Below are 10,695 nucleotides of genomic sequence, written 5' to 3' on the forward strand. Positions count from 1 at the left end.
TGTCGCTTTTTATTTTAGGTTATTGACGCTTTTGTAATAGGGCATAATAAAACCCGTCCATGTGTCCATCACCAGGTAATATTTGTAGCCCAGTAGGACAAACCACTGACGCATACTGAGCATAAATAGGCTCAATCGGTAATACTTCAGCATCACTATTATTTTCCAAAAATAGTTGTATTTGTTGGACATTTTCTTCTGGAAGAATAGAGCATGTCGCATACAACAACTTACCACCCGGTTTTAAAATTTGCCACATTTTCGCCAACAACTCTTTTTGAATTGCGACTAAAGGGGCGATATCTGTTTTTTGTCTTAACCAGCGAATATCCGGTTGACGTCGAATAATTCCCGTTGCAGAGCAAGGTGCATCTAACAATATTTTGTCAAATAATTCACCATCATGCCAAGCATCTAAATCTTGTGCTTCGGCACACTTCAATTCTGCACTCAGTCCCAAGCGGGCCAAATTTTCATCGACTCGAGCGAGTCTGTCTGGATCCGAATCAATAGCAACACAGCGTCTAATATCAGGTTGTAATGTCAACAAATGCGCAGTTTTTCCCCCCGGAGCAGCGCAGCAATCAAGTACTTTATCGCCTGCTTCAGGAGCTAATATGGGAGCTGCAAATTGTGCCGCACCGTCTTGTACAGCGAACCAGCCATCATCAAAACCATGTAATGCTGTAATATTGGTGCTGTGCTCACAAATAACACCGGTAGTGTGCGCTAGGCTCGTTTGGGTTGGCATCCCACTTTCATTTAATGCGCTTAGGAAGTTTTCTAAATCGATTTTGTGGGGATTAAAGCGTAACCATAAGGGAGCTTTTTGATTGGTTTGTTTAATAATATCGTGGGCAAGCTCACCATAATGTTCGTTTATTGCTTTGAAGATCCAATTCGGCAAACCTGCGGCAGCGGCTGGATTTTCTGGTTCTTTTAGTGCGGTATTTTCACGTATAAAAGTACGCAAAATAGCGTTGAGTAGTCCCTTTAATGAATCACCGCGAAGAAATTCAGCGCCACCCACCGTTTCGGCTACGGCAGCATGGGGGGATACTCTTGTAAATGTGAGTTGATAAAAGCCAACCATTATCAAGTGTTCTAATACTTTTTTGTTGCCTTTGAGTGGTTTGTCTAACAAGCCGCGCAGCCAAAATTGGAGGGTGGGAAGTTTGCGCAATGAACCAAATACCATCTCTTGTAGCCACGCTGCGTTGCGACTATCATAAGCATCTAAACGACTATTCAGAGCTTGTTTCGCTGAAACGCCATTTTCTAGTATTTCAAATAGGACTGATGCCGCATCTGCGCGTAACTTAGCTCCGATTTTTTGCGGGCTGACAACGGTCTCTTGGCGTCCTTGTTTTTGATAGTAAGCACGTTTTTTGTCTTTTCTTCTTTGATCATTGTTCATAATACAGTTCCTGGCACAAACCAATCCGCGCGAGAGTTATAAATATCAGCAAACGCCATAGGTTTCTTACCTGGGATTTGACAACGTGTGATGCACAGAGCACCTTCTCCAGTACCAATAACCAAGCCTGAATTATCTGCACTTATGATAAGCCCTGGACTAGTATTGCTGGCCGCTACTGGCTTAGCTTCCCATACTTTTATGTTGTTCTCTGCCAAGGTGAAAAATGCCATGGGCCAAGGATTGAACGCTCGGACATTTAAGGCGAGCTGTACTGCTGACATATGCCAGTCTATTTGAGCTTCTGCTTTGGATAATTTTTTAGCGTAGTTTGCCTGATCTTCATTTTGCGGCACAGGTTGACACTGAGTAAAGTTATCCAAGACATGGACTAATGCATCAGGACCTTGTTGAGCTAATTTTTCGTAGAGGGTGGCACTGGTATCTTCTGGACCAATGGGGCATTGTGTTTTATGGAGCATAGCACCGGTATCTAAACCAATATCCATTTGCATAATCGTCACCCCTGTTTCTGTGTCACCAGCCCATAAAGCGCGCTGAATGGGCGCAGCTCCACGCCATCTGGGTAACAAAGAACCGTGTACATTAATACAACCCAATGCCGGAGTATCTAGCACGACTTGTGGCAACAATAAACCGTATGCCACAACAACCATAATATCGGCATTAAGTGCTTTTAATTCATCTTGTGACGTCTTGCTTTTGAAGTTTTCAGGTTGGTAAACCGGTAATGTATGTTCTAACGCAGTCACTTTAACAGCACTGGGGGTGAGTTTTTTGCCGCGACCAGCTGGTCTGTCAGGCTGTGTGTATACAGCAATCACATTATGCTGTGATGCTAATAGTGCCTTTAGGTGTTGTGCAGCAAAGTCGGGTGTACCAGCGAAGACGATGTTTAACGGTTTGCTCAAGAAAAATTCCTCATTGCTATTAGTGTTATACCTAACATCCAAAATCTATCCACGCGCGGCAAGCCGTGCTTCTTTTTCTAATTTTTTCATGATCCGGTTGCGCTTTAGTGGCGACAAATAATCCACGAAAAGTTTACCAGCAAGGTGGTCCATTTCATGTTGAATACAAATAGCCAATAGTTCTTCTGCATCTATAGTAAATTCTTCACCTTTTTCATTAAAGGCGCGGACTGTGATTTTTTCGGCTCGTTCCACTTTGGCGTAATTACCTGGTACAGATAAACAGCCTTCCTCGTTAACCATAGTACCTGTTTGGCTGACGATAACCGGGTTAATGAAAACCAGTGGAGTATCTTGGTCATCCGAGACATCCATAACAATGACTTGTTTATGCACATTTACTTGTGTCGCAGCCAGACCTACACCCTTTTCTTCGCGCATAGTTTCGAACATATCACTCACCAGAGTCTTTATTTCTGCGTTGAACTCGGTGACGGGTTTAGCGACTGTTCTTAATCTTTCATCGGGAAAGGTCAATACGTTGAGTAATGCCATCTTGCTATCCTTTACATTTAACTTACGTATGGGAAAGTATACTAACGATGCAAAACTGCACTACTTCCCCTAGTTATATGCACTATTCTAACTTTATTAATGTTTAGTTGCATGTGTTTAGTGAAGTTATGGACAAATCAGCAAAAAAGAAGCCCAAAAAATTTAAAATCTCTTATGCGATGGTAGTGAACGGTTTGTGTGGCAGTGCCATTCTCAGCGTGATTATTGCGATGTTATACGGTTTTTCTAGTTTGTCGTATGCCCAAACTGTGTCACTTGAACAGCCGGCACTGCATGCTGTTGGGGAGCAAGCTGAGTTTGCTGCACTAGCAAAAGCTCATCTGGATCACAGAAAATCTCAAGGTGATATACTCAATATTCGTCCTGAAGCACCTTCGCAATATGTCGTAAAGAAAGGGGATACTTTATGGGATATTGCTGAATTTTATTTATATGATCCATGGTTATGGCCTAAATTATGGATGTCCAATCGGCATATTTTTAACCCGCATTTAATCTATCCCGGAGACCGTTTATCTTTGGTTTGGATAGCTGGTCAGCCGCAACTGATCATACAACGTCAAACAAAACCGCAGCGTATACTATCTCCCCAAGGTCAGCTAATACCAAAAAAAGCCCAGCCGATTCGTGTTTTTGATTGGTCTAAAATAACGCCACAGTTAAATCAAGATATCCTCCTCACTGATACTTTGTCTGGTATTGCAACGGTGTTGGGCAATGCAGATGGGCGTTTGCGTTTTGGTGACGAAACTCATATTTTGACTACGCACATTCCAGTAAACACTGCTAAGGGTCAGTTTCGGATTGTCCGCAAAACACATACTATTAAAGATATGAACGGTGTGGTACTAAGTGATGTTGTACGTCATCTGGCTGATGCTGAACTGGCAGATGTGCAACCGACCGAAGCATCATTGCTCTTGATAAAAGAGCAAAATATTGAAATTAAACAACATGACCAAGTAGTGCCGTTGCAACAAATATTACCTGAAAATATGGCATTAGCCGCTGCTGTTTCAGAACAGGCTGTATTGGTTGGGGGAATAGAAGAACGCATGATTTTTGGCAAATATGATGTCGTTGTGTTGCATCATCCCAACGAAGATATTCGTCCGGGGTTAGTGTTTGGTATATATCAAGCTGGTCCAGATATCACAGTGAGTAAAGACGTCACTCAATATGCTGATAAATCAGCGGGTATTATGGGGCAGTGGGGCGTTCAGGATACCTATACTCAACCGGCCTTAAAGCAAGGTGAAGCGGTCGTTTTAGCCAGTTTCGGTGCGGTCAGCTATGCGTTAATTACAGAGATGGCAACCATGGCGCGTAGAGGAGCGATATTCGCGCAGCCCTGATCGGCTAAGTTTTTATACACGAAAAGAGCAACGCTATCCTTGGTGGCTCAAAATAACTGACACAATGAAAGGTTGGTTTTTTTAAGGGTTACTTTGATGACGCAGGAACAATATTCTCAGCTCTATGGCTACTTAACCTTGTATCTTTGCCCGCGTTTGGGCAGCGTTACGATTGCTAAAATAGCTCAATTCTTAGCTATACCTGTATACGATATTCCCAATTTGAGTCCGCATGAACTGACTCGTCTAGGTGTAAAAGCCAAACAGATCAATGCTTTACATAACCCTGATAGGCATAAAATCCAAAAGACGCTAGATTATTTACAGTGCCATCCTGCAACAACCGTGCTGATGCAACATGAAGTGACTTATCCTGAACGTTTGTTGATGTGCCATGGTGCGCCTTTATTTGTTTTTGTAGAAGGGGATCCAAAGCTACTCCAAGCTCCGCAAATTGCTATTGTGGGGTCTCGCTTTGCCAGTGATTATGGTAAAAAGCATGCGCGAAGCATTGCTGCTGAGTTAGCGCACAATCATTGGGTGGTCACAAGTGGCTTAGCCCAAGGCATTGATGCCCAAGCACATCGGGGGACGCTGGCTTACACTGGTGCGACTATCGCTGTGCTAGGACATGGCCTGGATACCATGTATCCCAAATTTCATGCCCAACTTCGCCAACAAATTGTGGCAGTCGGTGGCGCAATTGTCAGTGAGTTTTTACCTTTTGAAGGAGCCCAACCTGGACATTTTCCAAAGCGTAATCGGATTATTAGTGGCCTTGCCGAAGGGACTTTGGTGGTGGAAGCCAAAGCAAAATCTGGCTCATTGATTACTGCACAACACGCATTGCAAGAAAATCGTGATGTATTTGCTTTACCTGGTTGTGCCGGAACAGAAGCGGCGCAAGGATGCCATGCCTTGATCAAAGAGGGGGCTATTTTGGTTGAAGATGCAACTGATATCCTGAGCCATTATCCAGCGTTGCAAAAAAATAATGAGGATGGGGCTAGTAGTATTGAAAATAGTCATAAAGACCCCATTGATCATAAAAATATGCCAACAACTTCAGATAATGGTCAAGTTTCCTTGGCAAATTCCGATTTGTTAGATAGTGTTGGCTTTGTAGTAACAGAACTAGAAATGATTGTCGCTAAAACAGGATTAACATTACCGATAGTTTTAGCCAAGTTATTAGAATGTGAGTTGTCTGGAGATGTACAGGCTGTTCCTGGCGGGTATATCCGAATAAAGTAAGGCTTTTAATAAAAAAGTTCTCGAATAAATACACGTGATATACTCATGTTATGAAGTATGTATATCCTCCCACAAAACCAGGAGTGCAATATGTTTGATGTCCTGATGTATCTTTTTGAAAGTCTGATTCAAAATGATGCGGATCTGCATGTTGATCAAGAAGAATTAACTGAAGAATTAGTCCGTGCCGGTTTTCACCATGATGAAGTATACAAGGCGCTCGCTTGGTTAGAAAAGCTCGCTGCTCTCCAAGAATCAGGGCAAACTCCCTATTTAACTAAAGGCGCGCCAAGTGCTGTGACACGAGTATATTGTGAAACTGAATTACGTGTACTTGATCCAGAAACACGTGGCTTTATTATGTTTTTAGAACAAAGCCAAGTGCTAGATAATGTTACCCGTGAGATGGTTATTGACCGCATCATGGAAATTGACACCAATGAATTTTGTGTTGAAGACCTGAAATGGGTTGTACTGATGGTTTTATTTAATGTGCCAGGCAAAGAAACTGCTTACTCGCAAATGGAGGGATTATTATTTGAATCTCCCGAAGGTTTACTGCACTAGCTGTGAAAATTAACGAGCAATTATTTACCTCAAAACATGCTACACAGGCCTACGGTGATTGCCCAGAGTGTGCTCAGCCCCTTATGTTAAAGTATGCCAAGAAAGGCCCTTTTGTCGGTTGTTCTGCTTACCCCAAATGCGCTTATACCCATTCACTGAAAGAGTACGAGACGACTGTCATAAAAGAAATGCCAGGGATGCCTTGTCCTAAATGTGCAATGGACCTGGCAATAAAGAAGGGGCGTTATGGGATGTATGTAGGGTGTATGGCTTTTCCTGACTGTGACTACATCAGCTCTCTCTCTCAACAAAGTGAACCAGAGGTGACAGATGTTACATGCTTATTGTGTGGTAATGGGCATTATGTAGAGCGTATGAATAAACAAGGTAAATCCTTTTATGCGTGCAGCGCTTATCCAAAATGTAAACATTTGTTGAATGCGAAACCTCTCGCCCAAACATGTCCAAAATGCGCACTTCCTGTTATGCTTGAATCAGCCGAAGGAGTAATTTGCTCAGATCCAAAATGTGTGGCATCCGAGTAGTTTCCTGACAACCCTTATGATGATTGATTAACGAAGTATTTTTATGACTCCATCACCTGCCGAACTGACTGCTTTTAAAACTGCTTTTGCCTCTGGAGCAATCATTGCGTATCCAACAGAAGCTGTTTTTGGGCTGGGCTGTGACCCAGATAATGACACTGCACTGACCAATGTATTGAATATTAAAACACGTCCACAGGACAAAGGTGTTATTTTAATCGCAAGTCAATTAGACCAACTCCGCGACTATGTGGATTTCTCAGCGTTAACTACAGAACAGTGGGCTAATGTGGCGGCTAGCTGGCCAGGGCCTTTTACTTGGATCATGCCGAAACATCCACAAGTATCGGACTTATTAAGTGGTGGACGTACTACTTTAGCGGTAAGGTTGAGTGCCCATCCGACCGTTAGGTTATTATGTGACACCGTCGGTAAACCAATGGTATCGACCAGTGCTAACCCAAGTGGTATGGAGCCAGCAAGAGACATACAACAAATAGCAACGTATTTTGGAGACAGCGTGTTTGTTATTGATGGACCGGTCGATCACACTGCCCAACCTTCGAAGATACAAGACGCGGTATCTGGTGCAGTGCTGCGAGGATAAAATATGACAACAGATACGGTAGCACAAGCACAGATCGAAGAAGTCAAAGCGTTCTTCTTGAAACTCCAAGACGACATTTGCCAAACGCTTGAATTAAGTGATGGTAAAGGTGCGTTTATTGAGGATAAATGGGTCCGCGAGCAAGGCGGTGGCGGCCGAACCAGAGTCATGACCCAAGGCGCAGTCATCGAGCAAGGTGGTGTTAATTTCTCGCATGTGTTCGGCGATCAGATGCCCGCCTCTGCGACGGCAGCTCGACCAGAACTTGCGGGGCGAAATTTTCAAGCAATGGGTGTGTCCTTAGTGATTCACCCACATAATCCTTATATCCCAACTTCGCATGCTAATGTCCGTTTCTTTATTGCCACCAAGGAGGGAGAAGACCCCATTTGGTGGTTTGGTGGAGGCTTTGACCTCACGCCATTCTTTCCTTTTAAAGAAGATGTAGTCCATTGGCATACTGTGGCCAAAGCAGCTTGTGACCCCTTTGGTGAAACTGTATATCCACGTTATAAAAAATGGTGTGATGATTATTTTTATTTAAAACATCGCAATGAGACAAGAGGCGTGGGTGGTTTGTTTTTTGATGATTTAAACACCCCTGATTTCGCAACTTCTTTTGCATTGATGCAATCTATTGGTCGCGCGTATTTAGATGCTTATGTGCCGATTATCGAGAAACGCAAAGAAACAGAATACGGTACAATGGAGCGAGACTTTCAGCTATATCGTCGTGGCCGTTACGTTGAATTTAACCTCGTTTATGACCGTGGTACTTTGTTTGGTCTGCAAACCGGTGGCCGAACCGAATCCATTTTGATGTCTATGCCTCCTCTAGCGCGTTGGGAGTATAATTACCAACCAGATGCGGAATCAGCTCAAGGCAAGCTTTATCCCTATTTGGTCGCACAAGATTGGTTATAAACCTTTTTTGTGATCTAAATCAACATTATATCTAGGTTGGTCCCATCGTGTTGTAGGACTTGTCCTAGATCAATATTACCCAGCCAAGAACTTTTTATACTGTGTCTAGATTATTTAAAGGACACAATATAATGAAAACACAACTTACTACTTTAGCTGTTATTCTTGCAGCTTCGCTGACGGCCCCCTTGGCTATAGCTCATAAGGCCGGTGATATTTTAGTCCGTGTTGGGGTTACCCAAGTAGCGCCTGACGACAGCAGTTCAAATATCTTAGTGGGGGGCGCTGACTTCTCATTACCTACTTTAGGCACTGTCGGTGGTGTGGCGGTAGACCATAACAGTCAGTTAGGTTTAAATATCGCTTATTTTGTCACTGATCACTGGAATGTTGAAGTACTTGCGGCAACGCCTTTTTCGCATGATATAGATTTGGGTAATGGCGTCAATTTAGGTTCAACTAAGCACCTTCCACCTACTGTTACCGCCAACTATTTCTTTGCAGAACCAGCGGCCAAATTCCAACCTTATATCGGTGTAGGTTTTAATTACACGGTATTTTTTGATGAAGAATTTAACAGTGCCACGGCTGACTTTATTACTGAAGATACTGGTGGTGCAGTCGTATCTGACTTGTCATTGGATGCTTCTTTCGGTCTATCTGCACAAATAGGCGCAGATTATCAAATCTCAGATGATTTATATATCAACGCCTCTGTGAGATATATTGATATTGCAACGGAAGCCAGTTTTGATGTGAACGGAGATGCGCTGGGTAAAATAGCAACTGTAGAAATAAACCCCATGGTCTATACGGTGTCTTTGGGCTATAAATTTTAAAAAATACCCAATATCCAACCTTTTAGGCAGTGATATTTATCACAAACTACGCTAAATTAACGCCATCTATATTGTGGCGTTTTTTTTATGTTGAATTTTGCTGTGTTTGGGAATCCTATTGCCCAATCAAAATCTCCTTTTATTCATACAATGTTTGGTATCGAAGCGGATATTGAGCTGAACTATAATGCCATATTAGTAGATGCGCATGAATTTGTTTCAGCTGCTTCCATGTTTTTTGCTAAACCCGATCATGTGGGCTTAAACATTACCGCACCGTTTAAAGAAGACGCGTTTAAATTTGCTGACAAACTTACTCCGCATGCCAAAGCAGCGGGAGCTGTAAACACATTATATAAAACAGCTAACGGTATTGTCGGTCACAACACTGATGGCTTGGGTCTTATGCAAGACTTACTAAACCAGGGCGTGACGCTAAAACAGCAAAATATCTTGTTGATAGGCGCCGGTGGTGCTGCTAGGGGAATTTTGGTCCCCTTACTTGAGCAAGAGGTTGCCCATATCCATATCGTCAATCGCAATGTGAAAAGAGCACAGAGTTTACTCTCCATTGCACCGGGGAGTAATATCACTGTTTCAAGCTTTGATGACTTACCAAAGCAACCTTATGATGTGGTGATAAATGCGACCACTTTGAGCTTGCAGGAAAACACCCCGAATATCCCAGAAGATGTCTATGCTAAAGCTAGTAGTGTGTATGACATGGTGTATTTACCGCAACCTACCGTTTTTATGCAAGCAGCGTTAGCCGCTGGCTGTCCCAATGTGAGTGATGGCTTGGGGATGCTAGTTGGACAAGCTGCGGAGAGTTTTACTTTTTGGACTGGACGAAAGGTTGATACAGGCCCTGTCTTGGAAGTATTAAGACAAGACCTGCAAGGACGTTAGACTTTATTGAGCTTCTTCAGCCATGTATTCATCTTTTAATAATACATAGTGTTCTGCGCTCTTCTTGAGAAATGCAATTTCCGCATCTTTTAATGGGCGCTTTTGAACAGCTGGGTTACCTACATACAAATAGCCACTTTCAAGTACTTTGCCTGGCGGAACAACTGAACCAGCACCTATAAAGACATCATCTTGGATCTGTACACCATCTAACACAACCGAACCCATCCCGACTAAAACACGGTCGCCAATAGTACAGCCGTGTAACATGCACTGATGGCCAATGGTCACATCCGCCCCAATTATAAGAGGGAAACCTTCAGGGTAAGCATCAGAGGAACGACTGACATGTAGGATAGAACCGTCTTGGATATTAGTACGGTCGCCTATTTTGATATAGTTAACATCACCACGGCCGGCGACTAGAGGCCAGACACTAGCATCTACACCAATTTCAATCTCACCATATAAAACGGCAGAATCTTCTACATAGGCACCTTGGTGCAGGGTGGGTAACGTACCTTTAAATGGTTTTAGCATGATATAGCCTCAAAGTTGTAAATCTGATGTTGCCATTGTAAAGAAAAAACAGGGCTTTTGCCTGTAAAATCGACGAATAGTAATAATTTTGAAATAAATAGCGAATTGCTGTTGACGCATGCCAAGAAGAATGTAGAATGCGCACCTCGCTTGAGACGACCCACTCAACACTAAAGGTGTACAGTGCAGATATCACAAGCGATAGAGACAATTTAGCGGTAAATGATTTA

At 43.0% G+C, this 10,695-nt stretch carries 12 protein-coding genes; 8 read left to right on the forward strand and 4 right to left on the reverse strand.

Features of this window, described 5'->3' with window-relative positions; all coding sequences use genetic code 11:
* Positions 1-19: 19 nt before the first annotated feature.
* From rsmB to def, 3 genes are read right to left on the reverse strand one after another with little or no spacing between them, the layout of a single operon-like run.
* Positions 20-1,417, reverse strand: a complete 1,398-nt coding sequence (gene rsmB / locus NLF92_RS07280; RefSeq protein ID WP_254100312.1) for a 16S rRNA (cytosine(967)-C(5))-methyltransferase RsmB — start codon at positions 1,415-1,417, stop codon at positions 20-22.
* Positions 1,414-2,349 carry a methionyl-tRNA formyltransferase gene (gene fmt / locus NLF92_RS07285; RefSeq protein ID WP_254100314.1) on the reverse strand — a complete coding sequence of 312 codons (936 nt, stop codon included), beginning with the start codon at positions 2,347-2,349 and terminating at the stop codon, positions 1,414-1,416. Before fmt ends, rsmB begins: the two co-directional genes overlap by 4 nt.
* A 45-nt stretch (positions 2,350-2,394) precedes the next feature.
* On the reverse strand, positions 2,395-2,904 hold the full coding sequence (gene def, locus NLF92_RS07290) for a peptide deformylase (RefSeq protein WP_254100316.1): 510 nt from the start codon (positions 2,902-2,904) through the stop codon (positions 2,395-2,397).
* Between the two features lie 128 nt (positions 2,905-3,032).
* On the opposite strand from def, the gene NLF92_RS07295 reads away from it, so the two are divergent.
* The 8 genes from NLF92_RS07295 to aroE all read left to right on the forward strand — a co-directional run bounded on the left by NLF92_RS07295 (position 3,033) and on the right by aroE (position 9,925).
* Entirely contained in the window at positions 3,033-4,280 is a 1,248-nt protein-coding gene (locus NLF92_RS07295; RefSeq protein ID WP_254100318.1) for a LysM peptidoglycan-binding domain-containing protein, read from the forward strand.
* 96 nt (positions 4,281-4,376) lie between these two features.
* Entirely contained in the window at positions 4,377-5,534 is a 1,158-nt protein-coding gene (gene dprA / locus NLF92_RS07300; protein ID WP_254100320.1) for a DNA-processing protein DprA, read from the forward strand.
* 90 nt (positions 5,535-5,624) lie between these two features.
* Entirely contained in the window at positions 5,625-6,101 is a 477-nt protein-coding gene (locus NLF92_RS07305; protein WP_254100322.1) for a DUF494 family protein, read from the forward strand.
* 2 nt (positions 6,102-6,103) lie between these two features.
* Complete coding sequence (locus NLF92_RS14285; protein ID WP_254100324.1) at positions 6,104-6,646, forward strand: DNA topoisomerase family protein; 543 nt, start codon at positions 6,104-6,106, stop codon at positions 6,644-6,646.
* A 43-nt stretch (positions 6,647-6,689) separates the two neighbouring features.
* Complete coding sequence (gene tsaC, locus NLF92_RS07315) at positions 6,690-7,253, forward strand: L-threonylcarbamoyladenylate synthase type 1 TsaC (protein ID WP_254100326.1); 564 nt, start codon at positions 6,690-6,692, stop codon at positions 7,251-7,253.
* Between the two features lie 3 nt (positions 7,254-7,256).
* Entirely contained in the window at positions 7,257-8,177 is a 921-nt protein-coding gene (gene hemF / locus NLF92_RS07320) for an oxygen-dependent coproporphyrinogen oxidase (protein WP_254100328.1), read from the forward strand.
* A gap of 131 nt (positions 8,178-8,308) precedes the next feature.
* A complete protein-coding gene (locus NLF92_RS07325; protein ID WP_254100330.1) occupies positions 8,309-9,016 on the forward strand; it encodes an OmpW family outer membrane protein in 708 nt (235 codons plus the stop codon).
* Between the two features lie 87 nt (positions 9,017-9,103).
* Positions 9,104-9,925, forward strand: a complete 822-nt coding sequence (gene aroE, locus NLF92_RS07330) for a shikimate dehydrogenase (RefSeq protein ID WP_254100332.1) — start codon at positions 9,104-9,106, stop codon at positions 9,923-9,925.
* 3 nt (positions 9,926-9,928) lie between these two features.
* On the opposite strand, the gene NLF92_RS07335 is transcribed toward aroE, so the two are convergent.
* A complete protein-coding gene (locus NLF92_RS07335; RefSeq protein WP_254100334.1) occupies positions 9,929-10,465 on the reverse strand; it encodes a gamma carbonic anhydrase family protein in 537 nt (178 codons plus the stop codon).
* Between the last annotated feature and the right edge of the window lie 230 nt (positions 10,466-10,695).

It is taken from the genome of Opacimonas viscosa (assembly GCF_024199005.1).
Classification (GTDB): Bacteria; Pseudomonadota; Gammaproteobacteria; order Enterobacterales; family Alteromonadaceae; genus Opacimonas; species Opacimonas viscosa.

Excerpts from the sequence above, each read along its gene's own strand:
- rsmB (WP_254100312.1), bottom strand. The coding sequence starts at position 1,417 with ATGAACAATGATCAAAGAAGAAAAGACAAAAAACGTGCTTACTATCAA.
- def (WP_254100316.1), bottom strand. The coding sequence starts at position 2,904 with ATGGCATTACTCAACGTATTGACCTTTCCCGATGAAAGATTAAGAACA.
- NLF92_RS07295 (WP_254100318.1), top strand. The coding sequence starts at position 3,033 with ATGGACAAATCAGCAAAAAAGAAGCCCAAAAAATTTAAAATCTCTTAT.
- dprA (WP_254100320.1), top strand. The coding sequence starts at position 4,377 with ATGACGCAGGAACAATATTCTCAGCTCTATGGCTACTTAACCTTGTAT.
- NLF92_RS07305 (WP_254100322.1), top strand. The coding sequence starts at position 5,625 with ATGTTTGATGTCCTGATGTATCTTTTTGAAAGTCTGATTCAAAATGAT.
- tsaC (WP_254100326.1), top strand. The coding sequence starts at position 6,690 with ATGACTCCATCACCTGCCGAACTGACTGCTTTTAAAACTGCTTTTGCC.
- hemF (WP_254100328.1), top strand. The coding sequence starts at position 7,257 with ATGACAACAGATACGGTAGCACAAGCACAGATCGAAGAAGTCAAAGCG.
- NLF92_RS07325 (WP_254100330.1), top strand. The coding sequence starts at position 8,309 with ATGAAAACACAACTTACTACTTTAGCTGTTATTCTTGCAGCTTCGCTG.
- aroE (WP_254100332.1), top strand. The coding sequence starts at position 9,104 with ATGTTGAATTTTGCTGTGTTTGGGAATCCTATTGCCCAATCAAAATCT.
- NLF92_RS07335 (WP_254100334.1), bottom strand. The coding sequence starts at position 10,465 with ATGCTAAAACCATTTAAAGGTACGTTACCCACCCTGCACCAAGGTGCC.